This is a genomic window from Micromonospora sp. NPDC005194, from assembly GCF_040608335.1.
In the GTDB taxonomy this organism is placed as follows: Bacteria; Actinomycetota; Actinomycetes; order Mycobacteriales; family Micromonosporaceae; genus Micromonospora.
Genome location: NZ_JBEXIA010000026.1, coordinates 56,393 through 80,111, shown reverse-complemented (window position 1 = coordinate 80,111; position 23,719 = coordinate 56,393). Strand labels below are relative to the sequence as shown.

Here is a 23,719-nt window from a genome sequence, read left to right as displayed (position 1 = left end):
GGCATCGCAGAGGAGGCACAGGTGGGCGATCCGGTGAAGGACGCCTCGCTCGAGGTTCCCATTCCAGAGGTCTGGCGGCAGGCGCTCAAGGCGGTCGTGGACTCGCTGGTGCGACGAGACGCCGTTATCGGCGCAGCTCTGCCGTCAGTAGAGCCAGTTCCGCCCGAAATCTCGCAACAATGCCTCCAGGCGGTCGACGACTACGGCGCGGTCACGCTGATCACCCCACCAGACGAATCCTGGAACACGTCCGTTGCACTGTGGTACGGCGATCACTGGCGCTGCTTGGTCGACCTCTGGACCGAAGAAGAAGGCAGGAGCGACCTGGTCCTCGATGTCCACGTCTTCGAGCACGGGCCCGGATACCGCTACCGCGTGCACCTCGTCTACGTCCCCTGAGCAATCCATCCACAGGTCTTGACAATTGCTCCGTTGTTCGGCAGAAGTCCGAAGAAGGATTCCATGGCGGCGTTGTCGCTGGCAGCGCCGACTCTGCCCATTCAACGCATTCCCACAACCGAAACTACAAGATCGGCGCGGGGCGGGGTGGTGATCTGTTAGACGCCGACGCGCTGCGGCGGGACGGTGAGCCCGTAGAGCGCCATCAGCTCCGGGCTGTCGACCCGGCTGCCGTCGGCCACCGAGTCGCAGGCGATGTCGACGATCTGGTCCTTGTGCGCCAACAGGTACGGCCGGGCCCCCACGTCGGCGCTGGCCAGGGTCGCGATGCCGGGCCAGTGCCGGCGGCCGAACAGCATCGGGTACCCGCGCAGCCCGTCGTAGGTGGCGCAGACCAGCACATCCGGGTACGGCAGCGCGGCCACCCGGCGGACCGCCGCGGCGGTCAGGCCCGGCATGTCGACGGGCACCACCACCACCGCCTCGATCCCCGCGTCGTCCATGGCGGCCAGACCGGCGCGGATGGACGAGCCGACCCCGGTGCCCCACGCCTTGTTGATCACAACGGTCGCCTTGCCCAGGTCGGTGGTCTCCCGGACCTGGTCCGCGGCGGCCCCCAGCACGACCACGATCTGCTCGCAGCCCGCCTCGGTCATCGTGTCGATCATCTGGTTGACCAGGGGCTTTTCTCCCTGGTGCAGCAGCGCCTCGGGACCGCCGATGCGGCGTCCCCCACCTGCGGCGATGATCATTCCTGCGATCCGGTTCAGCTGCGCCCCCTCAAGCACGGGATCGACCGTGACGGCCGGCCCCCTCCTACGGACACTGCAACGAGGAGGGCCGCGCATGAGTGGCGGGGCGAAAAGGGAAAATAGTGCAACCGTTACGCACCGGACCACCGACGGCGAGGCCTGCGATGGCGTACTCCGCGACCGCCGCAGCACCGGACAGCCCGGCGACCGACGGGCGCACCCCGGGTGGACGATCGACTCCAGGTCGCCCACCTGGGGGTATTCAGGTACTTGGATGCCGCCACATCGGCGATGTGGAGTCGATCATCGCGCGCGATGACCTCCGCCGAACCGGCCACGCTCGCCGAACCGGCCACGCAGTGCGAGCCGGTCAGGCCGCGTCGGCGTAGCAGTCGACGATGGACAGATCCAGGGGAAAGCGCACCGGGGTGTCACCGAACAGCAGCGCGGTGGCCCGCTCACCCGCCCGGCTCACCGCCGCCGCCACGGCCTCGGCCTGCTCGGCCGGACAGTGCGCCATCACCTCGTCGTGCTGAAAGAAGACCAGCTCGGCGTCGGTGCCGGACAACTCGGTGCGCAGTGTGGCCAGCAGCGTCGAGGCCCACTCCGCGGCGGTGGCCTGGATGACGAAGTTACGGGTGAAGCGCCCCCGGGACCGGGCGGCTCGCGCCCGAGGGCTCTGCCGATCGGCCGCGGCGTCCGGATCGGTCGGCCCCTCGTCGGGGTCACCGAGGCCGACCGAGCCGGGTGGGCAGGTGCGCCCCAGCCACGAGCGCACCAACCCGCCCGCCTCGCCGGTGCGCGCCGCCGCCTCGACGTAGCCGAACGCCGTCGGGTAGCTGCGTTTGAGCACCGCAAGCGCGGGCACCGCCGCACCGCCGGTCTGCCCGTACATGGCCCCGAGCAGGGCCACCTTGGCCCGGGGGCGGTCGCCACCGAACGAATCCCGGGCGAGCGCGGCGTACAGGTCACCGGCGCCGCCCGCCGCCGCCAGCCGCGCGTCGCCGGAGACCGCCGCCAGGACGCGGGGCTCCAACTGGCCGGCGTCGGCGACCACCAGCCGCCAGCCCGGGTCGGCCACCACCGCCCGGCGGATCACCTTGGGGATCTGCAACGCGCCACCGCCCCGGGTCGCCCAGCGGCCGGAGACCACCCCGCCCGGCACGTACTCCGGCTGGAACCGCCCGTCGCGCACCCACTGCTCACGCCAGGACCAGCCGTGCGCCGTCCAGATCCGGTACAGCTCCTTGTATTCCAGCACCAGGGGCACCGCCGGATGGTCCACCCCGCGCAACACCCAGGCCCGGGTGTTGGGCAGCTCCACCCCGGCCCGGGCGAACGCCTTGAGCAGCTCGGCCGGGGAGTCGGCGTGCAGCTGGCGGACGCCGAACGCGTCGGCGATCCGGGCCGCCAACTCGGCCAACCGGCGCGGCGGCCCGCCGACCGGGGACGGCTCCCCCAGCAGCTCGGCGAGGATCGCGTCGTGCACCTCGGCCCGCCAGGGCAGCCCGGCGACGCCCATCTCCACCGCGATCAACGCGCCGGCCGACTCGGCGGCCACCAGCAGCCGGAACCGGCCCGGGTGCTCGGTGGTGGCGACCCGGGCGAGCTGGTCGGCGTACACCCGGGTCAGTGCCTCGATGCCCGGCCCCGGCGGACCGGGCAGCGTGTCGAAGAGCGCACCCTGGCCGTGCCCGGGCGGCGCGGCGGCGCGCGGCGGCGGGTCGGCCGGCACCGGAGCACCGGTCAGGCGGGCCCAGGCGGCGGCCAGCGAGCGGGGCTCACCCCAACGGCCGGCCTGCCCGAGCAACAGGGCCTCGGTCAACTCCACGTCGTGGCACCGCTCGACGCGCACCCCGGCCCGCAGCAGCGCCGGGTAGATCGCGCCCGCGGTGGCCCAGACCCACCGTGGGTGCTCGGCCGCCTCCCGTTCGGCCATCGCGGCCGCGAGGTCGCTGACGGTCTCGATCGGGCCGACGGGTCGGCCGGCGGCGTCGAGCGGACGCAGCTCTCCCCCACCGCGTTCGCCCGCCACCACCGCCACCAGCACGAATGTGATTCTGCCTTCCCCCTCCGACAGGAAAACAGGTCGGTGCGTCGGCCCGGTGCTCGATAGCGTGGCCAGGTGCCTCCCCAGATCCCACACTCCGACCCCGGCACCCCCGACACCCGCGGTCCGATGCGGTACCTGTGGTGGCTGGTCCGGTGCCAGCCCTGGCGGGTGCTGCGCGGCAGCCTGCTCGGCACGGCCTGGATGGTCGGGCTCTCGGCCCGGCCCTACCTGATCGCCCGCGCCGTCGACGACGGCCTGCGCGCCCGCGACAGCCGCGCCCTGGCCCTGTGGGTCGTGGCGATCGTCGTGGCGGGGGTGGCGTTGTCGTACCTGGGCATCATGCGACACCGCACGATGACCTTCATCCGGGAGGACGCCAAGGCCCGCTCGGCGGAGGTGCTGCTGCGTCAGCTGTCCCGGGTCGGCGCTGCGCTGCCCCGCCGTTCCGCCGCCGGTGAGGTCGCCACCGTGGGCGGTTCCGACATCGACTGGTCGGCGCAGGTGCTGACACTGACCGGGCCGGGGGTCGGCGCGATCGTCGCGTACGGGGTCATCGCCGTGGTGCTCTGGTCGATCTCCCCGCTGCTCACGCTCTGCGTGCTGGTGGGTATGCCGGCGGTCGCGCTGGTCGTCGGGCCGCTGCTGCGCCGACTGGAACGGGCGGAGTCGATCTACCGGAGGCAGCAGGGCGCGCTCACCGCCCGGTCCGGCGACATCGTGGCCGGACTGCGCGTGCTGGCCGGGGTGGGCGGCCGGGATCTCTTCGCCCGACGGTACGCGGCCCGCTCTGCGGACCTGCGCGCCGAGGGCTACCGCGTCGGCGCGGTCGTCAGCTGGATCGACGCGGCGACCGTCGCCATCCCCGGCCTGTTCCTGGCGGCGGTGGTGTGGCTGACGGCCCGGATGGTGGTCAGCGGCACCGTCAGCGTCGGTGAACTCGTCGCCGTCTACGGCATCGTCGCGAGCCTGATCGTGCCGGTCTGGTTTCTCCTGGAGGGCAGCCACCAGCTGATCCGGGGTCGGGTCGCCGCCCGGCGGATCACCGACCTGCTCCGGCTCACCCCGGACGACGTCGGCGGGCCGGGTCGCCGGTGGCCGTCCGCCGTCCCCGACGCGCGCCACCCGCACGCGGTGGCCGCGCCGAACGGCCCCGCCGACCTGCACGACCCGGTGACCGGGCTGACCGTACGCGCCGGCCGGCTGACCGCGGTGGCCGCGGACGACCCGGCGGCGGCCGTGGCGCTGGCCGACCGGCTGGGCCGGTACGTCGTCAGCGACACCACCTGGGGTGGCCTACCGCTGACCCGGGTCGCCCTGGACGAGGTCCGTGCCCGGATCCTGGTCGCCGACCACGACTCGTACCTCTTCGCCGGGACGCTGCGCGACGTCCTGCGCCCCGGGACCGACGACGAACGGCTCGGCGCCGCCCTGCGGACCGCGTCGGCCGACGACATCGTCGACGCCCTCCCGGCCGGGCTGGACACCCCGCTGGACGCCCGGGCCCGGACGCTCTCCGGCGGGCAACGCCAACGGGTACGCCTGGCCCGGGCGCTGCTCGCCGAGCCGGAGGTGCTGATCCTCGTGGACCCGACCTCGGCCGTGGACGCGCACACCGAGGCGCGCATCGCCGAGCGGCTGCGGACCGCTCGGGCGGGGCTGACCACCGTGGTGCTCGCCACGTCGCCGCTGCTGCTCGGCCGCGCCGATGTGGTCGCGCACCTGAGCGGAGGCCGGATCACCGCCACCGGCAGCCACGAGAACCTGCTCGACCACGACCCGGGCTACCGGCACCTGGTGGCCCGGGGCAGCGACGATCCGGTGGCCGAGCGGCCCGCCGACGCCGAGGAGGCGTACCGGTGACCCGGCTGCCGATCGCGGACCGCGGCACCGTACGCCGTGCCCTCCGGGACATGATCAGCCGGCATCGCCGGGCCGTCGGCGTCGTGCTGGCGCTGCACAGCGCCGCCGCGGTCGCCGGCCTCGCCCCGCCCTGGCTGCTGGGCGCCATCGTCGACCGGGTCACCGCCGGCGCCGGCGTGGCCACAGTGGACCGGCTGGCACTGGCGATCGCCGGCTGTGTCCTGGTCAGCGCCCTGCTCTCCCGCTACGCCCAGTACGCCGGCCACCGCTTCGGTGAACGGGCCGTCGCCGAGCTGCGCGAGGAGTTCGTCTCCCGGACCCTCGGGCTGCCGGTGTCGGTCGTCGAGCGCGCCGGCTCCGGGGACCTGGCCACTCGCAGCTCGGTCGACGTGGCGACGGTCGGGACCACCGTCCGGGACGTGGTGCCCACCATCGTCATCGCCTCGGTGCAGTTGACGTTGCTGTTCGGAGCGGTCTTCCTGCTGCATCCACTGCTCGGGGTCGCGGCGCTGGCCGGGCTGCCGTCGATCGTGGCGGTGACCCGGTGGTACCTGCGTCGGGCCAGCTCCGCGTACCTCACCGAGGGCGCCCAGGCGGCCGAGTTGACCGAGGCGTTGACCACCACCGCCGAGGGGGCCCGCACGGTCGAGGCGCTGCGGCTGGCCGACGACCGGATCCGGCACGGCACCACCCGCGTCACCCGGGTGTGGCAGGCCCGCCGGGCGACCCTCGCGCTGAGGACCGTGTTCTTCTCGGTCGTGGAGGCCAGCTATCCGCTGCCCGTCGCCATGGTCCTGCTCGTCGGCGGCTACCTGTTCGCCGCCGACCGGGTCTCGCTCGGCGCGGTGGTCGCCGCCGCGCTCTACCTCCAGCAGGCCATCGACCCGCTGGACCAGCTGTTGCAGTGGACGGAGCAGGCACAGCGCGGCTTCGCGTCGTACGCCCGGGTGCTCGGCGTCGGGCTGGTCCCACCGGAGCCGCCGGGGACCACGGCCACCTCGCGGGGTGAGCGGCTCGTCGTGCGCGAGGCGCGGTTCTCGTACGCCGACGGGCACGACGTGCTGCACGGCATCGACCTGGAGGTGCGGCCCGGCGAACGGCTGGCGGTCGTCGGCCCGTCGGGCGCCGGCAAGTCGACCCTGGCCCGGCTGCTGGCCGGCATCGACGCGCCACGACGGGGCGTCGTCAGCATCGGCGGCTGCCCGGTCACCGACCTGGACCCGGCCGAACGCCGGCGGCGGATCGCCCTGGTCACCCAGGAGCACCACGTCTTCATCGGCTCGGTACGCGACAACCTCGCGTTCGCCGCGCCGGACGCCTCGGACGAGCAGATGCGCGCCGCGCTGGCCACGGTGGGCGCCGACTGGTACGACGAGCTACCCGAGGGTCTGGACACCGCGCTCGGCGACGGCGCCCGGCAGCTCGGCGCGGCCGAGGCCCAGCAACTGGCGCTGGCCCGCCTGCTGCTCGCCGACCCGCACACGCTGATCCTGGACGAGGCGACCGCGGCGCTCGACCCGAGCACCGCTCGGCGGACCGAGCGGGCCCTGGCCGCCGTGCTCGTCGGGCGGACCGTCATCGCCATCGCGCACCGGCTCAACACCGCCCACGACGCCGACCGGGTGGCCGTCCTGGCGGACGGCCGGATCACCGAGATCGGCAGTCACGACGACCTCGTCGCGGCCGGCGGGGCGTACGCCGCCCTCTGGCGCTCGTGGCACGCCCACGCCGACGAGCGCCAGAGGTGACGGCCTACTTGACCGCGCCGGAGGTGAGGCCGGCCTGGATCTGACGCTGGAAGACCGCGTACACGATGATCATCGGGAGGATGGCGATGGTCAGCGCGGCGAACAACCCGGACCAGTCCGCCTCGTAGCCGGCGTTGACCGAGATGTCGGCGATGCCCTGGGTGAGCACCCACTTGTCCTTGGCGTTGGAGAGCAGCACCAACGGGAGCTGGTACTGCGCCCACTGCCCGATGATGTTGAAGATCGCCACGCTGATCAGACCCGGCTTCGCCATCGGCATCATGACCTTGAAGAACAGCCGGGTGTGCCCGCAGCCGTCGATCATCCCCGCCTCGGCCACCGAACTCGGCAGCGTCTTGAAGAACGCGGCCAGGAAGAAGATCGTGAACGGCAGCGAGTACGCGATGTAGACCAGCACCACGCCCTGGTAGGTGTCCAGCATGCCCAACTGCTTCACCACGAAGAAGAGCGGCACCAGGGCCAGGAAGACCGGGAACGCCAGCCCCGAGACGAACAGGTAGTAGATCGCCCGGTTGCCCCAGAACCGGTACCGCGCCAGCACGTACGCCGCCATCGAGCCGAGCAGCATGGTGCCGAAGGTGCTGCACGAGACCACGAGGACGCTGTTGAGGAAGTACCGGCCGACGTGCGCCTTGGTCCACGCCCGGCCGAAGTTCTCCCACCGCAGCTCTGCCGGGAGCGTCCACGGGCTGCTGAAGATCTCGCTGGTGTTCTTGAATGCGGCGAGGAAGGTCCAGAGGATCGGCACGATCACGATCACCGCCCACACGGCGAGCGCGATGTGTCCCAGGCCGGCGAAGAGCCGCACCTCCGAGCGGGGGCCCTTGCCGCGTCGGCCGGAGGGCGACGGGTCGCCGGTCTTCGGCGGTAGGGCCGCCGGCGTCGGCGGCAGCGTCGACTGCGGGTTCATCAGTACTCCACGCTTTCCCGCTTGGTGAGCCGCAGCGTCAGCGCCGCGAACGTGAGGGTGAGGAAGAACAGCGCCACGCCCATTGCGGAGGCGTAACCGTACTTCGAGTAGACGAACGCGTTGCGGTAGATCTCCATGGCCAGCACGGTGGTGGCGCCGTCCGGGCCACCACCGTCGACCGAGAGCACGGCCACGATGGCGAACGCGTCGAACGCCGCGATGCCCAGATAGACCCACGCGACCTGGAGGGTGTCCCAGAGCAGGGGCAGGGTGACCCGGAAGAACAGCGTCACCCTGGTCGCCCCGTCCATCTCCGCGGCCTCGTAGATCTCGCCCGGGATGGAGGCCATCCCGGCCGAGAAGAGCACCACGTAGAAGCCGACGGCCTGCCAGACCAGCACCGCGAGGATCGACCAGAGGGCCAGGTTCGGCTTGACCAGGAAGAGGATCGGATCCAGGCCGAGCTTCATCAGCACGCCGTTGATCAGACCCGACTCGTTCGGCCGGTAGACCATCTGGAACAGCACCGCGATGATCGCCACCGCCAGGACCTGGGGGAAGAAGAACACCACCCGGTAGAACTTCGCCCCCCAGACCCCCTGGCGTTGCCCGCCACTGCTCTTGCCACCCACGTTGAGCAGGAAGGCGAAGAACAATGCGATGGCGATGGTGATCAGCGGCAGGGCAAGCAGCAGTACGCCGTGGTGCTGGACCGCCTTCCAGAAGGCGCCGTCGTCGAGCAGCTTCCGGTAGTTGTCGAAGCCCACCCACTGCGGGGCGGAGAGCCCTCGCCAGTTGGTCATCGAGATCTGGAACGCCTGGGCGTACGGCCAGATCACGAATGTCACGTACAGCGCGACCGGGGCGAACAGGAACCCGATCACGAATGGATACTTGCCGTGCCGCATGACCCTAGCTCCGATCGATCAGCGCTTGAACTTGGCGACCGAGCTGTCCTTCTTGATCGCGTCGGCGCGCTTCTGGATCCGCTCCACGAAGGCGTCCGCGTTGATCCGGCCGAACATCAGCTCGTTCGTGGCGCTGCGCGCCTCGGTGTCGAGCTCCTTGTACCAGCCGTCGAAGTACAGGTTGAACACGTCCTGCCCGGCCGCCTTGAGCGCGGCCTGCGAGCTGGCCACACCGGGCGGGAAGGCGAAGCCCTCCGAGCCGGCGGTGACCACGGTCGGGGCCTTGACCACCTCGGTGAAGCCCTTCGCGCCCGCCGTGGACAGCATCTGGCGCATGTACTCCAGGCCGCCCTTGGGGTTCTTGCTCTTCGCCGAGACGAAGTAGCCCTCGCCCGCGGTGGCCCGCAGCGCGGTGGCCGGCAGCTTGTCCGACGCGGTGAGGCTCGGCACCGGCATGAGCTGGTAGTCGAAGCCGGCCGGGGTGTCCTGCTTCTGCTCGCCCTCCAGCCAGTCACCGCTGGGGTACAGAGCCACCTTGTACTGGTTCTGCCGCAGCTGCACGTCGGTGTGCTTGAGCCCCTCGAAGCTCTTGTCGCTGAACTTCGCCCCGACCTCGGCCCACGCCGTGGCCGCCTGCTTGACCGCGTCCTGCTTCCAGGCGCCGTCCTCCAGGTTGTCGATGTTCTTCAGCACCTCCACGCCACCGATCTTGGCGGCCTGGGTGAGGATCACGTTCCACTGGTAGTACGCCGCGTTCGCCCCGGCGTAGCCGTACGGCGTGATGCCCTTGGCCTTGATGGCGGTGAGCAGCTTGATGAAGTCGTCCCAGGTCTTCGCCGGCGCCCAGCCGTTGTCCTTGAACAGCTTGGCCGAGTACCAGATGCCGAAGACGGTGGAGACGTAGTACAGCACGTACGGCTTGCCGTTGAACGAGCCCGCCTCGACGGTGCCCGGCACCACGGTGTCGCGGACCTTCTTGGCCGGGTCGTCGACCGACGGGGCGTCCCACAGCTCGGTGAGGTCCTGGAGCTGACCGTCGGCGACCAGCGCGCCGAAGTCCATCAGCTTCTCGCCCGAGTTGTTCACGAACTCCGGCGGGTTGCCGGACGCGAACCGCGGCTGGAGCACGGTGGAGATGGCCTGCGTGGACTGGTGCTTGATCTCCGCCTTGGGGAACGCCTTCTTGTAGAGCGGCTCGTGCACGTCGGTGGCGTACTTCTCGCCGTAGCCGCCGTTGAAGATGATCACCTCGATGGGGGCGTCCTCCTTGACGCCCAGCGGGTTGGTCGCGCTCTTGGTGCCTTCGGCGGCCTTCTCGTTGTCCTTGTCACCGCCGCTGCTCGTCGCGCAGGCGCTGAGCAGGCCGATGGCCGGAGTGGCGAGCATGCCCACGGCGGCGGCGCGACGCAGCACCGTGCGACGGTCGAGTGCGGCCGGGTGCTCGGGGGTAATCGACATCGTCGTCTCTCCTTGTGGAATTCGGGTCAGGCGGTGCGCCGGAGACGCCCGGCGTACCGCGACTCGAGGGCGTTGTTGTGCTCGTCCCCGCCGGGGACGTTGGCGGAGAGGTAGATAGGGGGTACCTCCCCGGCCTGATGGAACCGTCGTACGACCTCAGCGGTCAGCAACTGCGCCAGCAGCGCGGTGGTGACCGAGGAGACCGCACAGACCGCGCCGCCGCCCTCGAGCGGCAGCAGTGCGTCACCGTACGGCGCGCCGTTGTCCAGCACGACGTCGGCGAGGTCGGCGAGCCGTTGACCGGACGGGTGCCGTGGCGCCACCCGCGCGGTGTGCTCGACCGAGGTGACCGCGATCAACGGGTGACCGCGCTCGGTGACCAGCGCCGCCAGCTCGACCACCGAGCCGTTGATGCCGGACTGGGACGCCACCACGAACACGTCGCGCGGCTGGGGCGCCGCGAGCGCGTAGATCTGGTGGGCGATGGAGGGGTCGCGTTCCAGCTTGGGGTCGGCGAGCACGTCGCGTGGGGCGTCGCCGTGCACCACCAGGTCCCGTACCGAGAGCCGGTTGGTGGGGACCAGCCCACCGGCGCGGGCGACCAGCTCGGCGGCGAACGCCTCGGAGTGCCCGGCGCCGAACGCCTGGAGCACGCCGCCGGCGCGCAGGCTGTCGGCGATCAGGTCGGCGGCCCGGGTGATCCCGTCGGCCTCCGAGTCGAGCAGGCGGTCGAGCACCGGGCGGACGGCGTCCGCGTACCCCTGGGCACTGATCATGAGAGGGCCCCTTTCGCGGCCTTGTGCCCGTCGACGGCCTGCGCGGTGCGCCGGAAGGCCGCGTGGGCGCGGTCGTGGGTGCGCTGGGCGACGGCGATGTAGAGCAGATCGAGCACCACCAGTTGCGGGTGACGGGCGGAGAGGGCGTCCGGCCGGAAGGTGGTGGCCTGGCTGGCGGTGAGCAGCACGATGTCGGCCAGCTCGGCCAGCGGTGAGCGGGGAAAACCGGTGAGGGCGAGAGTGGTGGCGCCCCGGCTGCCCGCCTCGGCGAGCATCTCGATCGTCTCGCGGGTCTGGCCGGTGTGCGAGATGCCGAGCGCGACGTCGCCGACGCCGAGCAGCGCGGCGCTGGCCAGCCCCTCGTGCACGTCGCTCCAGGCCCAGGCGGCCACCCCGATGCGGTGCAGGCTGAACTGCATCTCCTCGCCGACCAGGGCGCTGCCGCTGGCGCCGAAGATGTTCACCCGGCTGGCGCCGGCGATGGCCACCGCGGCGCGTTCCACCTCGCCGAGGTCGAGCAGCGCGGCGGTGTCGTGCATGGCCCGGGTGTCGGCCGCCATGATCTGGTCGAGCACCCGCGCGAGGGGGTCGGTGGGCTGGATCTCGCGGCCGATGTCGACGGTCCAGCCGGCCAGGCGGGCCCGGCCGGTCTCAGCGGCGATGCCCAGCCGCAGGTCGGCGTACCCCTCGAAGCCCATCGCCCGGCAGAAGCGGGTGATGGTCGCCGGCGAGGTGCCACTGCGCTCGGCAAGCTCCACAATGGTGGAGCGCGCGGCGGCCTCCGGGTCGCTGAGGACGTGCTCGGCGACGCGGCGCAGCGCGCCGGTCAGCTCGGCGAGTCCGTTGCGCACCCGGGCCAGCACCCCGTCGGAGGGTGAGTTCCTCCGGTCGGTCACGTGGGCGTCGACCACCGCGGTCCCCGCGACGGTGTCCACCTCGTGATCAACCATGGGTCGCCTCACCTTTCCGAAAAGACTGTTAACTGTTAGTGGTAAAAGTTCTTACTGAACGGCCCTCTGTGTCAAGACTGTGGGCGAAGTTTTCAAACTGTTACCTGGCGCACAGCCCTCCGCGCCGGCCCGAAGTTGCCCTCCGCGGCGCCGCCGACCAGCATGAACAGGCCCAGCACCGCGCAGCGCAAGGAGGCCCGTGCCGATGTCCGACACCGTCGTGGTCGGTCTCGACGTCGGGGGTACGTCCACCCGGGCGACCGCCCTGACCCTCGCCGGCGAACGCCTCGGCACCGGCCGAGCCGGCGGCGGCAACCCCACCAGCCACGGCGCCGAACGGGCCGCCGCCGAACTGTCGACCGCGCTGCGCGCCGCGCTCGCCGACGTCGACCCGACCCGGGTGGCCGCCGGCACCATCGGGCTGGCCGGCGCAGCCCGGCTGCTCGCCGACCCTGCCGGACGGGCCGCCTTCGACCGCGCCTGGCACGACGCCGGCCTGCGCTGCCCGTACGCCGTATACGGCGACGCCCTGGTCGCCTACGCCTCCGGCACCGCCGAGCCGGACGGGACGGTGCTCATCGCCGGCACCGGCGCGATCACCGCGCAGGTCGTCGACCTGCGACTCGACCGGACCGCCGACGGCCACGGCTGGCTGCTCGGCGACGCCGGGTCGGGCTTCTGGCTCGGCCGCGAGGCGGTCCGCCGGCTCCTCGCCGACCTGGACGCCGGCCACGCGCCGGGCACGCTGGGCGCGGCGGTGCTCACCGACCTGGTGGGCAGCGCCGACGTCGCTCCCCGCCCCCGCGACACCGTCGACGCCACGATCCAGGCGGTCACCCGCCGGCCGCCGATCGACCTGGCCCGGCTGGCGCCACTGGTCGTCACCGCCGCGACCGACGGCGAACCGGTCGCCACCGCGCTGATCGCCGAGGCCGCCACCCACCTCGCCGGGAGCGTCGGCCGGATCCGTCTCGCCGGGGCGACGACGCCGGTCGTGCTCGGCGGCGGGCTGCTCACCGCGGACACCCCGCTGGCCACCGCCGTCCGCGCCGAGATCGGCCGACGCTGGCCGTCCGCGCCCCTGCGCACCGCCGGTGACGGGGCCGCCGCCGCGGCCTGGCTCGCCGCCCGTGAACTGCCCGAGGTGACCGACCCGGCCGCCCTGCACGCCCGCCTCTTCCCCGCTCCCTGACCACCCATCGCGCCCCGCCGGCGCCCACCGCGCCCCTGCCACACGCCACCTCGCCGCGACACGCGCCGGCGACGACGCGTCGCTGCGACGGGCAAGATCGCGCCCGATCCAGGAAGTAGTGCCTCCCGCCGCGACGAAGGGACTCGTTCGAGGATCGAGCGCGACATGTCCGCGCGGGGCGCGATGCGGGCGCGGGGCTAGAGGGCGTCGAGGACCGTGGTGAGGCGGCGCCAGACGTGCGAGCGCCAGCCGCCGTCGAGCAGGGCGTAGGTACGCTGCTGGAGCGGGTCGTCCGGGTCGAAGCCGGAGTGTTCGAGGAACAGCCGGGTGCCGCGCCCCTCGGCGACGAGGGTCCAGGTCACCACGGTGTCCAGCGATCCGCCGCGCCAGGACCAGCACAGCAGGCGTTGCGGGTCCAGGTCGAGCACCTCGCAGTGCACGATGCCGTCGAACCCGGGGCGCGGGTCGGTGCGAAAGGTGAACCGGTGGCCGACGACCGGCACGAAGTTGGTCCGCATCAGCCAGCGCGCGATGAGATCAGGATCGGTCAGCACTCGCCAGACCTTGGCCGGCGGGTGCGGCAGGAACTGGTCCACCCGGATGGTGCCGCGCTCACTCATCGTCAAGCTCGTCCAGCACGTCGCGCAGCGCCCCGAGTCGACCGCGCCAGTACGCCTCGTACGGGCTGAGCCAGTCGGCGACCTCCTGCAGCGGCTCCGGCCGGAGCGCGTACAGCCGCTGCCGTCCGACCGGCCGCTCGACCACCAGGCCGGCCTCCTTGAGCACCTTGAGGTGCTCGGACAGGCTCGGCCGGCGCATGTCGAAGTGCTCGGCGAGCCGCTGCACCGGCTGCTGCCCGCCGTCGCGCAGCAGCCGCAGCAGCTCACGCCGGGTCGGGTTGGCCAGCGCCGCGAAGACGGCCGACTCAGACACGGGTCGCCTGGAGGACGATGCCGTTGCCGTCGGGGTCGTCGAAGGTGGCGTACCGGCCCCAGGGGGCGGACTGGATGCCCCCGTTGGCGAAGTCGACCCCCCGCTCCCGTAGCCGGGCGACGTCCGCGTCCAGGTCGTCGGTCTCCAGCACCAGGCCCTTGAGCGACCCGGGCGGCATGGTCGGGAACCAGGTGACCAGGGTGAGGGCGGTGGCGGCGCCCGGGGGCGCCACCTGCACCCAGCGCCCGCCGTCGGGGCCCATCGGGTTGTCCCGGACCAGGTCGAACCCGAGGACGTCGACGTAGAAGTCCCGGGCCCGATCCTGGTCGGTGACGGGTACGGAGAGTAGTTGCACGTGGGTCACGGTCATGCCGACCACAATAGGTAGGAGATTTCCTACCGGTCAAGCCGAGACCCTACTTGAGCTGGCCCGCGGTCAGGCCGGCCTGGACCTGCCGCTGGAAGGCCACGTAGATCGCCAGCACCGGCAGCACCGCGATACTCAACCCGGCGAAGAGCCGAGCGTAGTCCCCCGCGTAGCCCTGACTGACCGACAGCGCGAACAGCCCCTGGGCGAGCATCCACTTGGACTCGTCGCCCTGCATCAGCACCTGCGGCAGCAGGAACTGGTTCCAGTGGCTGAGGAAGTTGAAGATCGCCACACTGATCAGTCCCGGACGCGCCATCGGGAGCATCACCCGGAAGAAGAGCCGGAAGTGACCGCAGCCGTCGACCATGGCCGCCTCGGCCACCGAGGTCGGCAGGGTCCGGAAGAACGCGGTCAGGAAGAACACCGTGAACGGCAGCGAGTAGGCCGCGTACACCAGGATCAGTCCCGTCCAGGTGCCGAAGAGACCGGCGTTGCGGACCACGAAGAACAGCGGCACCAGGGCGAGGAACACCGGGAACATCAAGCCGCCGACGAACAGGTAGTAGACGATCTGCCGGCCGCGGAACTCGTACCGGGCGAAGACGTACGCGGCGGCGGCGCCCATCAGCATGGTGAGGCTGACCGAGCCGGTGACCACCACGAGGCTGTTGAGGAAGTACCGGCCGATGTGCGCCCCGGTCCACGCGCGCGCCCAGTTGTCCCAGCTCAGCGACGCGGGCAGCCCCCACGGGTCGGCCAGGATCTCGCCGTTGGTCTTGAACGAGCTGAGGAACATCCACAGCAGCGGCAGGACGGTGAGCAGGCCCCAGAGCAGCAGGAAGCCGTGCGAGAGGGCGTTGGCGACGCCGAATTCCCGGCGGACGGGACGGTCCCGACCCGGGGTCGGCGTCGGCACGGCGGCAGTGGGCTGATCCAGTGTGGTCACGAGTACTCGATCCGATCGCGCCGGCCGACCCGCAGCGACAGCACCGCCACCGAGAGGGTCAGGAAGAACATCACCACGCCGATCGCCGAGGCGTAGCCGAACTTGGTCTCGCTGCCGAAGGCGGTGTCGTACATCCGTACGCCGATCACGTCGGTGGAGAAGTTCGGCCCACCGTTGGTCATCAGCTGCACGAGGATGAACCCGTCCAGGGCGAAGATGGCCAGGTAGACCCAGGCGACCTGCACGGTGTCCCAGAGCAGCGGCAGGGTGATCCGCCGCAGCGTGGTGAACCGGGACGCGCCGTCGAGCAGCACCGCCTCGTAGATCTCCTTCGGCACGGCCGACATCGCGGCGCCGAACAGGACGACGTAGAAGCCGACGTTGCTCCACACCATCACCGCCAGCACACACCAGAAGGCGGTCGCCGGGTCGCCGAGCCAGGTCGGCGCGGGCAGGCCGACGGCGTGCAGCGCGCTGGTCAGCAGCCCCTTGTTGGGGTGGTAGACCTCCTTGAACAGCAGCGCGATGATCACCACGGAGAGCACCTGCGGGAAGAAGTACACGGTGCGGTAGAACGCGCCACCGCGGACCCCGGTGACTCCGGCGCGGCCCCGGCGCCCGCCCAGGGCGAGCATGGTGGCGAAGAAGAGCCCGAACCCGATGGTCAGCACGGGCACCAGGGCCAGCAGGATCGCGTTGTTCTTCAGCGCGTTCCACACGTAGTCGTCGTGCCACAGCGCCGTGAAGTTCGCCAGCCCGACCTGGTTGGCGTCGGCCGAGTAGCCGAGCCAGTCGGTGGTGGAGATCTGGAACGCCTGCAGGTACGGCGAGACGACGAAGAAGACGTACAGCAGCACCGGCGGCACCAGGAACGTGACGATCAGCGGCCACTTGCCATGTTTCACGGTGGACCTCTCCCGGAGTGCGACCGGTGGGGGCGCGCTCGCCCCCACCGGCCGGGCTGTCAAGCCGCTCGCTTGTACTTCTTGATCGAGCTGTCCTGGGCGATCGAGTCGGCGCCCTTCTGGCACTGGTCGAGGAACTCCGCCGGGCCGATCCGGCCGCTGAAGAACTCGCCGCACGCCGCGTCGACGAGGTTGCGCTCCAGCTTGCGGTAGTAGTTGTTGTAGACCCAGTTGAAGCCGTTGGCCCCGGACGCGTCGAGTGCCTTGACCACGGTCTTGAGCCCGTACGGCAGCTCGACGCCCTCGGTGGCGCCGGCGACCACGGTGAGGCTGGCGACCTTCTTGGTGAAGTCCTGCGCGCCCTTGCGCGACAGCATGGTCCGGAAGTACTCCAGACCACCGGCGACGTTGCGGGCCTTGGCCGGCACCATGAACGGCTCGCCCGCGGTGCCCCGGATCGCCTCGAACGGCAGCTTGTCGCCGCTGCCCAGGCTGGGGGTGGGCGCGATGGTCATGTTGAACCCGGCCGGCGTGACGTCCTTCTGCTCGCTCTCCAACCAGGAACCGCAGGAGATGAAGGCGGCCTTGCCCTGGCACCAGGCGGTCTGCGACTGCTTGTGGTCCAGGCCGGGCGAGCCCTCCAGGATGAACTTGTCCTTGACGATCTGGTGCCACGCGTCGGCGGCGGTCCGCATCGAGTCGGACTTCCAGGCGTTCGGCTCCAGGTTGTCGATCGCGGTCGCCACCGACGGCCCGCCGAGCTTGATCGCGGTGGCGATCAGCGGCCAGCTCATGTAGCGCGGGTGCAGGCCCGCGTACGTCCAGGGGGCGATGCCGGCCGCCTTGATCTGCTTGCACTGCGCGATGTGGTCGTCCCAGGTCTTGGCGTACTCCCACTTGCGTTCGGTGAACAGCTTCTCGGAGTACCAGATGCCGTAGGCGGTGTAGGTGTAGTTGAGCACCAGGAACGTGCCGTCGTACGAGCCGACCTCGACCGCGCCGGGCAGCAGGGTGTCCTTGACGGTCTTGCCGGGCACGTCGAGGCTCGGCGCGGCGAGCAGCTCGCCCAGGTCGGCGATGGCGTTCTGGCTGACCAGGCCGTTGAAGTCGATCTGGCTGGCGCCGGAGTTGTTGACCACGTCGGGTGGCGTGCCGTCGACGAAGCGCGGCTGAAGGGTCTTGCTGATCTCCTGGGTGGCGGAGTGCTTGATCTTCGCCTTGGGGTATTTCTCGGTGTACATGGCCTCGTGGGCCTTGGCGTACTCCTCACCGAACCCGCCGCCGAAGATCACCACCTCGAGCGGGGCATCCTCTTTCACGCCGAGCGGGTTCTCGGCGCTCTTGGTGCCCTGGTAGGTCTCGGCATCGCCCTTGTCACCGCCGCCGGTCGCACAACCGCTCAGCAGACCGGCGGCGGGGGTGGCCAGCAGGCCGGCGGCGGCGCTGCGCCGCAGGATGTCACGCCTGTTCATCAGATCTCCTCGGGTCGGGTCGGGCGGATCGCCGGAAGTGGGGGGAGGCGTCCGCCGCGCGAGGCACGTCGATTCTCTTCAGTTAACGCGTTGCTGCTGAAGAATTTCTACGACAGGCCGGCCCGGACTTCAAGTCCTGACTGTCGAACCGTTATCACCACCGGCCGCCGTCGGTCGCCTAGCCTGAGGTGATGCGCCGTCTGCGCGACCTCGCCGACCGCACCCCGGCCGGACGGGAGCGGTACGTCGACCTGCTCCGCGCGCTCGCTATCACCATGGTCGTTCTCGGACACTGGGGCGTCACGGTGATCGGGCGGGACGCCTCCGGCCAACCCACCGGGCACTCCGCGCTCGGCGACCTGCGCTGGGCGTACCCGCTGACCTGGGTGGCCCAGGTGATGCCCGTGTTCTTCCTGGTCGGTGGCTACGCCAACGCGGCCTCGCTGACCCGGCTGCGCGCCCGGGGTGGCAATGCCGCGGACTGGCTGCTCGACCGCAGTGCCCGACTGGTCCGCCCCACGAGCGCGCTGCTGCTCGTGCTCACCGGGGCGGCGGCGGTGGCCCGGCTGCGCGGCGTCGACCCGACCCGAATTCGCGAGGTGGTCTGGTTCGCCACCATCCCCCTGTGGTTCCTGATCGCCTACCTGGCGGTCGTCGTGCTCACCCCAGCCATGTACGCGCTGCACCGCCGTCTCGGCCTGGCCGTCCCGCTGGTGCTGGTCGCCCTGGTGGGCCTCGGGGACCTGGCCCGGCTGACCGGGTCGGTGGAGCTGAGCTACGGCAGCTACCTGTTCGGCTGGCTGGCCATACACCAGCTCGGCTTCGCCTGGTACGACACCCGCGCCACCCCGCCGACCGCCACCGAGACCACGCCCGCAGCGCCGCCGACCACCGAGACCGCGCCACCGTCAGCCGCCGACGCCGGCGGGCCGTCGGCTCCCGACCACCCGGGGGTACGCCGGCGGCGGCTGCCCACCTCCCGGCGGGCCGGGCTGGTGTTCCTGACCAGCGGGCTGGCCGCTCTGCTGCTGCTCACCGGGCCCGGCCCGTGGCCGGTGGCGATGCTGCACGTGCCCGGCGAGCGCCTGGACAACCTCAGCCCGCCCAGCCTCGCGTTGCTGGCCGTCGCCACCGCCCAGCTCGGCCTGATCCTGCTGCTGCGCCGGCCAGCGGAACGCCTGCTGCGCCGCACCGGCCCGTGGCAGCTGGTGATCGGGGTCAACCTGGTGGTGCTGACCATCTTCCTCTGGCACCTGACCGCCGCGATCCTGCTCATCGGGCTGCTCGACACGACCGGGACGCTGCCCACTCCGGCCGCCGGTTCAGGCGCCTGGTGGGCGTGGCGAGTCCCCTGGCTGCTGCTGCTCGCGGCCGTCCTGGCGGTGCTGGTCGCGATCTTCGGCCCGGTCGAGGCGCGCAGCGCCCGGCACCGCACCGCACGGCGGGTCGGCCGCAGCACCACGGCCCGCGCGGCGCTGACCGTGGCCGGGTACATCGCCGTGGTGGTCGCGCTGCTGATCAACAGCACGACCTCGCCGCACGCCCGGGAACCCTTCGGCACACCCGTCGCGGCGCTGCTGGCGTACCTGGCCGGGGCGGGCGTGCTGCGGTTGCTCAGGTCTGGGTGGGGAACCCGAGGTTGACCCCACCGTGGCGCGGGTCCAGCCACCGGCTGGTGACCACCTTGCCCCGGGTGAAGAACCGCACCCCGTCCTCGCCGTGCGCGTGCAGGTCGCCGAAGAGCGACGACTTCCAGCCGCCGAACGAGTGGTACGCCATCGGCACCGGGATCGGCACGTTGATCCCCACCATGCCGACCTCCACCTCGTGCTGGTAGCGCCGGGCCGCGCCGCCGTCGTTGGTGAAGATCGCCGTGCCGTTGCCGTACGGGCTGGCGTTGACCAGCTCCACGGCCTCGTCGTACGAGCCGACCCGGACCACGCTCAGCACCGGCCCGAAGATCTCGTCGGTGTAGATCGGCATGTCCGGGGTCACCCGGTCGAACAGCGTCGGGCCGAGCCAGAAGCCGTCCGGGTCGCCGTCCGGCGTCACGTCCCGCCCGTCGACGACCGGCACCGCTCCGGCAGACACCCCGGCATCCACGTAGGAACGCACCTTCGCCGCGTGCGCGGCCGTGACCAACGGGCCCATGTCGCAGCCCCGTCGGCCGTCGCCGGTGCGCAGACCGGTCACCCGCTGGGCGATCCGCTCGACGAGCGCGTCCGCCACCGGCTCCACCGCCACCAGCACCGAGATGGCCATGCACCGCTCCCCCGCCGAGCCGAACCCGGCGTTGACCGCCGCGTCGGCGGCCAGGTCCAGGTCGGCGTCGGGGAGCACCACCATGTGGTTCTTCGCCCCACCGAGCGCCTGCACCCGCTTGCCGGCGGCCGTGCCGCGTTGGTAGACGTACCGGGCGATCGGGGTGGAACCGACGAACGACACCGCCCGCACCTCCGGGTGCTCCAGCAACGCGTCGACCGCCTCCTTGTCGCCGTTGACCACGTTGAGCACCCCGTCGGGCAGGCCGGCCTCGGCGAACCACTCGGCCAGCAGCAGCGCCGCGCTCGGGTCCTTCTCGCTCGGCTTCAGCACCACCGCGTTGCCGCAGGCCACGGCCACCGGCACGAACCACAGCGGCACCATCACCGGGAAGTTGAACGGGGAGATCACCGCGACCACCCCGAGCGGCTGCCGGATGGTGTACGAGTCGACCTCGGTGGAGACGTTCTCGCTGAACGCGCCGCGCAGCGCCGACGGCAGGCCGCAGGCGTACTCGATGACCTCCAGGCCGCGCTGCACCTCGCCGGCGGCGTCGCCGAGCACCTTGCCGTGCTCGGCGGTGATCACCTCGGCGAGCCGGTCCCGCCGCGCGTGCACCAGCTCGCGGAACGCGAACAGCACGGTCGACCGCTTCGCCAGCGACGCGTCGCGCCAGTCGCGGGCCGCGCGGGCGGCGGACCGCACCGCGACGTCGACGTCCGCGGTCGAGGCCAGCTCCACCTCGGCGGTACGCCGACCCGTCGCCGGGTCGAACACGTCACCGCGTCGCTCGGATGTGCCGCCGACCCGCTTGCCGTCGACGAAGTGGCCGATGCTCATGCCGCCACCTCCGCCGACGAACGGATCGCGTCGACCAGGATCGCCAGGCCCTCGCGGGCCTCCTCCTCGGTCAACGTCAACGGCGGTCCCATCCGCAGCACGTTGCCGTACAGGCCGCCCTTGCCGGCCAGCAGGCCACCGTCCCGAGCGGCTTCGAAGACCCGGTTGGTCAGCACCGGATCCGGCTCGCTGCCGCCCGGCCGGACGAACTCGACGCCGAGCATCAGCCCCTTTCCGCGTACCTCGGCGACGCAGTCGAGACCGCCCACCGCGGACCGCAGGCCATCGGCGAGGATCGCGCCGACGCGGGCCGCGTTGGCCTGGAGGTCGTGCGCGAGGAGGTAGTCGAGCACCGCGTTGCCGGCCGCCGTCGAGATCGGGTTGCCGCCGAAGGTGGAGAAGCTGATCCCCGGCACCGCCTGGAGCACCTCGGCCCGGCCGACCACCCCGGCGAGAGCGAACCCGTTGCCGACACCCTTGGCGAAGGTGAGCAGGTCCGGGGTGACGCCGTGCGCCTGGTAACCCCAGAAGTGCTCCCCGGTACGCCCCCAGCCGGTCTGCACCTCGTCGGCGATGAACAGGATGCCGTGCTCGTCGAGGACCTTCTTCCAGCCGGCGAAGAGCCCGTCCGGCGGGTGCACGAAACCGCCCACGCCCTGGATCGGCTCGGCGATCAGCGCGGCCACGTCACCGGCGGTCTGGGTGGCCAGCACCTCGCGCAGGTCCTCCACCGCCGCGTCGACCTGCTCCTCGGCGCTGAGCCGGGCCAGCAGACCGCGCACCCGGTCACCCGAGTGCAGCCAGGCCACCTGGAGCGGGTTGAGGCCGCTGGCCGACCAGTTGCGGTTGCCGGTGACACCCATCGCCGCGTACGACCGGCCGTGGTAGCTGTTGCGCACCGCCAGGACCTGGTGCGAGCGGCGGTAGTTGGTGGCTACCAGCAGCGCCGCCTCGTTCGCCTCGGTGCCGGAGTTGGTGAAGAACACCCGGGCGTCCGGAATGCCGGAGCGCTGGGCGATCTTTTCGGCCAGCTCCACCTGCTGGCGGATCAGGTAGAGCGTCGAGGTGTGCACGATGCCGGTGGCGAGCTGCCGCTCGACCGCCTCACGGATCTCCGGGATGTCGTAACCGATCATGTTGGTCAGCACGCCGCCGAAGAAGTCCAGGTAGGTGCGGCCCTGCGCGTCGGTGACCCGGCGGCCCGAGCCGGAGACCAGCTCGATCGGCTCGTCGTAGTAGAGGGGCATCCAGGACGGGAGCACGGCCCGGTGGCGGGCCAGCAGGTCGTCGGTCATGGTGGCAACCCTTCAGCGGCGTTCGTGGATACCGCACGCTCCCACCGCCGGCCCGCGCGGACAACTGTCAGGGTGTAGCGCAAGGCCGTTCCGGCCTGACAGCACGTCAACGGTTTCCGAGACGATCCCGCCTCTTCACCGCTCTTTCGCACGGTGTCAGCGGCCTACCGCCACTCGATCCGCAGCCTCGCCGGGCCCCGTTACCCTGGGTCCGTCCACTGTCGCCCGGGAGGCACGCGGCGACGAGTGGGCCGACGCCCTCCTGCCCCGCTACGGCCGCCTGACGCACCTCATCGCCTGCGAACGGGTCGGGCCCGCAGTGGACGGTCGACCCCGCAACATGCGCGGCGAGGACATCGGCGCGCACACGGCCCCCCTGGACCGGCTCTACCGCGCCGGATCGGCGTTTCGGATCGGCATCGGCGACGGCGGCAACGAACTGGGGATGGGCCTCCTGCCGGCGGAACTCGTCGGGCGGGTGGTCGCCTCGGGCGAGCGGATCCGGTGCGTGGTCGGCGCGGACGCGCTGCTCGTCGGCGGCACCTCCAACTGGGCCGCCGCAGCCCTCGTCGGCGCGCTGTCGCTGCTGCGCCCCGAGGTGCCCGAGCTTCGTACGCTGCTGGAGCCCGCGTGGTCGTCCGACCTGCTGACCGCGATCGTCTCGGCGGGCGCGGTGGACGGGGTACGCCGCCGCCCCACGCTCAGCGTCGACGGCCTCGACTGGCCCGCGTACGCCGAACCGCTCGCCCAGATCGCGGACCTGGTCAGGAGCGCCCGCTAGGCGGGCTCACCGCACGGTGGCTGGCTGGCTCGGCCGCCGGCCGCAGCGGTCTCGACACGCGTCTCGGCGGACTGGCCCGGGCGGATCCGCGGCGGCGCAGCGGCAGGTGCAGGGCGGTGGCGACCACCGCGAAGGCCGCCCAGCCGCTGCCCACCGCGACGGCCGACGAGACGTCCTGCAGGTAGTGGTACGCGGTGAGGAAACCGACCAGCGCGAGGCTGTTGCGCGCGAAGTGCCCGCTGAACTCGACCAACTGACGGCGAGCCTCGACGGCGACCAGCACCCCCGAGTACGGGAATGTCACCACCATGCCGCGCAACACCGCGCCGAGCACCGCGGTGAGGATCGCCCCGACGAAGATGACCAGCAACTTGAGCAGCGCCGGCAGACCGTCCGGGCGACCTTCGGCCGGCGTCTCCGCGCGGGAGTCCGCGTCGCCGGCAGCGGCCGGTCCGGCAGCGGCAGCGTCCGCTTCGCCGGCAGCGGTTGCTGAGGCGACCCGCGTACGGGCTCGACGGCGCAGCAGGAGCATGGCCGCCAGCCAGAGCACGAGCGTGGCGCCGAGGGCCTCCTCGAACGGGATGTCGACGGCCAACAGACCTGCGCTCAGCGCCACGTAGACAGCGATCCCCGCGCCGTCGGCGAGCAGGATGGGCCAGCGCAGCCGCTGATGGGTGACCGCCACGGTGACGAAGAAGAGGTTGAGCCCGAGCACGCCGAGCACCTGCGCACCGCCCACCCCGTACGGCGTGCTGACCAGGGCGAGCGTCATCGGCAACGGAAGGCTGTAGACCAGCGCCCGGAGCCGGACCGAGCGGATCACGCTGACCGCCCAGACCACGGCCGTCACCAGCAGGACCGCACTCAGCGTCATGGCTTCCCCGTCTC

At 71.7% G+C, this 23,719-nt stretch carries 22 protein-coding genes; 6 read left to right on the top strand and 16 right to left on the bottom strand.

All coding sequences use genetic code 11. The annotated features are described in order from the left end of the window. Positions 1 to 21: 21 nt before the first annotated feature. Positions 22 to 399, top strand: coding sequence for a hypothetical protein (locus tag ABZU53_RS21725; protein WP_355067163.1), 378 nt, complete (start codon positions 22 to 24; stop codon positions 397 to 399). Positions 400 to 557: 158 nt separating this feature from the next. Here the strand turns inward: ABZU53_RS21725 and ABZU53_RS21720 are convergent, their stop codons facing one another. Both ABZU53_RS21720 and ABZU53_RS21715 read right to left on the bottom strand, forming a co-directional pair. Continuing rightward, on the bottom strand, positions 558 to 1,151 hold the full coding sequence (locus ABZU53_RS21720) for an NTP transferase domain-containing protein (RefSeq protein ID WP_354858441.1): 594 nt from the start codon (positions 1,149 to 1,151) through the stop codon (positions 558 to 560). Between the two features lie 370 nt (positions 1,152 to 1,521). Further along, the gene (locus ABZU53_RS21715; protein ID WP_355067178.1) at positions 1,522 to 3,231 is read right to left on the bottom strand and encodes a bifunctional 3'-5' exonuclease/DNA polymerase; all 1,710 of its coding nucleotides are present in this window, start codon (positions 3,229 to 3,231) and stop codon (positions 1,522 to 1,524) included. 99 nt (positions 3,232 to 3,330) lie between these two features. Between ABZU53_RS21715 and ABZU53_RS21710 the strand changes: the two genes are divergently transcribed. Next, entirely contained in the window at positions 3,331 to 5,064 is a 1,734-nt protein-coding gene (locus ABZU53_RS21710; RefSeq protein WP_355067177.1) for an ABC transporter ATP-binding protein, read from the top strand. Between the two features lie 50 nt (positions 5,065 to 5,114). After that, on the top strand, positions 5,115 to 6,812 hold the full coding sequence (locus tag ABZU53_RS21705) for an ABC transporter ATP-binding protein (protein WP_355067176.1): 1,698 nt from the start codon (positions 5,115 to 5,117) through the stop codon (positions 6,810 to 6,812). A gap of 4 nt (positions 6,813 to 6,816) precedes the next feature. Here the strand turns inward: ABZU53_RS21705 and ABZU53_RS21700 are convergent, their stop codons facing one another. The 5 genes from ABZU53_RS21700 to ABZU53_RS21680 are packed head-to-tail and all read right to left on the bottom strand — an operon-like array spanning position 6,817 to position 11,835. After that, positions 6,817 to 7,743 (bottom strand): carbohydrate ABC transporter permease, encoded by a 927-nt coding sequence (locus ABZU53_RS21700; protein ID WP_354858380.1) that lies wholly within the window; start codon positions 7,741 to 7,743, stop codon positions 6,817 to 6,819. After that, positions 7,743 to 8,651, bottom strand: coding sequence for a sugar ABC transporter permease (locus ABZU53_RS21695; protein ID WP_355067162.1), 909 nt, complete (start codon positions 8,649 to 8,651; stop codon positions 7,743 to 7,745). The genes ABZU53_RS21700 and ABZU53_RS21695 overlap by 1 nt, the downstream gene beginning before the upstream one ends. A gap of 18 nt (positions 8,652 to 8,669) precedes the next feature. Beyond that, positions 8,670 to 10,109 (bottom strand): N-acetylglucosamine/diacetylchitobiose ABC transporter substrate-binding protein, encoded by a 1,440-nt coding sequence (gene ngcE / locus ABZU53_RS21690; RefSeq protein WP_354858384.1) that lies wholly within the window; start codon positions 10,107 to 10,109, stop codon positions 8,670 to 8,672. A 26-nt stretch (positions 10,110 to 10,135) separates the two neighbouring features. Then, positions 10,136 to 10,885 (bottom strand): SIS domain-containing protein, encoded by a 750-nt coding sequence (locus ABZU53_RS21685; RefSeq protein WP_354858387.1) that lies wholly within the window; start codon positions 10,883 to 10,885, stop codon positions 10,136 to 10,138. Continuing rightward, positions 10,882 to 11,835: a MurR/RpiR family transcriptional regulator gene (locus ABZU53_RS21680; protein WP_354858390.1), complete on the bottom strand. Its 954-nt coding sequence runs from the start codon at positions 11,833 to 11,835 to the stop codon at positions 10,882 to 10,884. Before ABZU53_RS21680 ends, ABZU53_RS21685 begins: the two co-directional genes overlap by 4 nt. Before the next feature lie 205 nt (positions 11,836 to 12,040). Here ABZU53_RS21680 and ABZU53_RS21675 point away from each other — a divergent pair, with 205 nt between their 5' ends. Next, on the top strand, positions 12,041 to 13,027 hold the full coding sequence (locus ABZU53_RS21675) for a BadF/BadG/BcrA/BcrD ATPase family protein (protein ID WP_355067161.1): 987 nt from the start codon (positions 12,041 to 12,043) through the stop codon (positions 13,025 to 13,027). Between the two features lie 197 nt (positions 13,028 to 13,224). Here ABZU53_RS21675 and ABZU53_RS21670 read toward each other — a convergent pair whose 3' ends face one another. Genes ABZU53_RS21670 through ngcE (ABZU53_RS21645) form a run of 6 tightly spaced genes read right to left on the bottom strand, consistent with a single transcriptional unit; the run spans position 13,225 to position 17,653 of the window. Further along, on the bottom strand, positions 13,225 to 13,647 hold the full coding sequence (locus tag ABZU53_RS21670; RefSeq protein ID WP_355067160.1) for an SRPBCC domain-containing protein: 423 nt from the start codon (positions 13,645 to 13,647) through the stop codon (positions 13,225 to 13,227). After that, a complete protein-coding gene (locus ABZU53_RS21665; RefSeq protein ID WP_354858396.1) occupies positions 13,640 to 13,960 on the bottom strand; it encodes a metalloregulator ArsR/SmtB family transcription factor in 321 nt (106 codons plus the stop codon). Before ABZU53_RS21665 ends, ABZU53_RS21670 begins: the two co-directional genes overlap by 8 nt. Beyond that, positions 13,953 to 14,330 carry a glyoxalase superfamily protein gene (locus ABZU53_RS21660; protein ID WP_354858399.1) on the bottom strand — a complete coding sequence of 126 codons (378 nt, stop codon included), beginning with the start codon at positions 14,328 to 14,330 and terminating at the stop codon, positions 13,953 to 13,955. Before ABZU53_RS21660 ends, ABZU53_RS21665 begins: the two co-directional genes overlap by 8 nt. Before the next feature lie 46 nt (positions 14,331 to 14,376). Further along, a complete protein-coding gene (locus ABZU53_RS21655) occupies positions 14,377 to 15,276 on the bottom strand; it encodes a carbohydrate ABC transporter permease (protein ID WP_355067159.1) in 900 nt (299 codons plus the stop codon). Then, positions 15,273 to 16,181 (bottom strand): sugar ABC transporter permease, encoded by a 909-nt coding sequence (locus ABZU53_RS21650; protein ID WP_355067158.1) that lies wholly within the window; start codon positions 16,179 to 16,181, stop codon positions 15,273 to 15,275. Before ABZU53_RS21650 ends, ABZU53_RS21655 begins: the two co-directional genes overlap by 4 nt. Positions 16,182 to 16,240: 59 nt before the next feature. Further along, entirely contained in the window at positions 16,241 to 17,653 is a 1,413-nt protein-coding gene (ngcE, locus tag ABZU53_RS21645; protein WP_355067157.1) for an N-acetylglucosamine/diacetylchitobiose ABC transporter substrate-binding protein, read from the bottom strand. 191 nt (positions 17,654 to 17,844) lie between these two features. Here ngcE (ABZU53_RS21645) and ABZU53_RS21640 point away from each other — a divergent pair, with 191 nt between their 5' ends. Next, positions 17,845 to 19,296: an acyltransferase gene (locus tag ABZU53_RS21640; protein ID WP_354858408.1), complete on the top strand. Its 1,452-nt coding sequence runs from the start codon at positions 17,845 to 17,847 to the stop codon at positions 19,294 to 19,296. On the opposite strand, the gene ABZU53_RS21635 is transcribed toward ABZU53_RS21640, so the two are convergent. Both ABZU53_RS21635 and ABZU53_RS21630 read right to left on the bottom strand, forming a co-directional pair. Continuing rightward, the gene (locus tag ABZU53_RS21635; protein WP_355067156.1) at positions 19,268 to 20,755 is read right to left on the bottom strand and encodes a CoA-acylating methylmalonate-semialdehyde dehydrogenase; all 1,488 of its coding nucleotides are present in this window, start codon (positions 20,753 to 20,755) and stop codon (positions 19,268 to 19,270) included. The two genes, ABZU53_RS21640 and ABZU53_RS21635, sit on opposite strands and share 29 nt — an antisense overlap. Then, a complete protein-coding gene (locus tag ABZU53_RS21630) occupies positions 20,752 to 22,050 on the bottom strand; it encodes an aspartate aminotransferase family protein (protein ID WP_355067155.1) in 1,299 nt (432 codons plus the stop codon). Before ABZU53_RS21630 ends, ABZU53_RS21635 begins: the two co-directional genes overlap by 4 nt. Here ABZU53_RS21630 and ABZU53_RS21625 point away from each other — a divergent pair. Beyond that, positions 22,049 to 22,831 carry a glutamate cyclase domain-containing protein gene (locus ABZU53_RS21625; RefSeq protein WP_355067154.1) on the top strand — a complete coding sequence of 261 codons (783 nt, stop codon included), beginning with the start codon at positions 22,049 to 22,051 and terminating at the stop codon, positions 22,829 to 22,831. The genes ABZU53_RS21630 and ABZU53_RS21625 overlap by 2 nt on opposite strands. On the opposite strand, the gene ABZU53_RS21620 is transcribed toward ABZU53_RS21625, so the two are convergent. Continuing rightward, a complete protein-coding gene (locus ABZU53_RS21620) occupies positions 22,815 to 23,705 on the bottom strand; it encodes a hypothetical protein (protein WP_355067153.1) in 891 nt (296 codons plus the stop codon). The genes ABZU53_RS21625 and ABZU53_RS21620 overlap by 17 nt on opposite strands. Positions 23,706 to 23,719 lie beyond the last annotated feature (14 nt).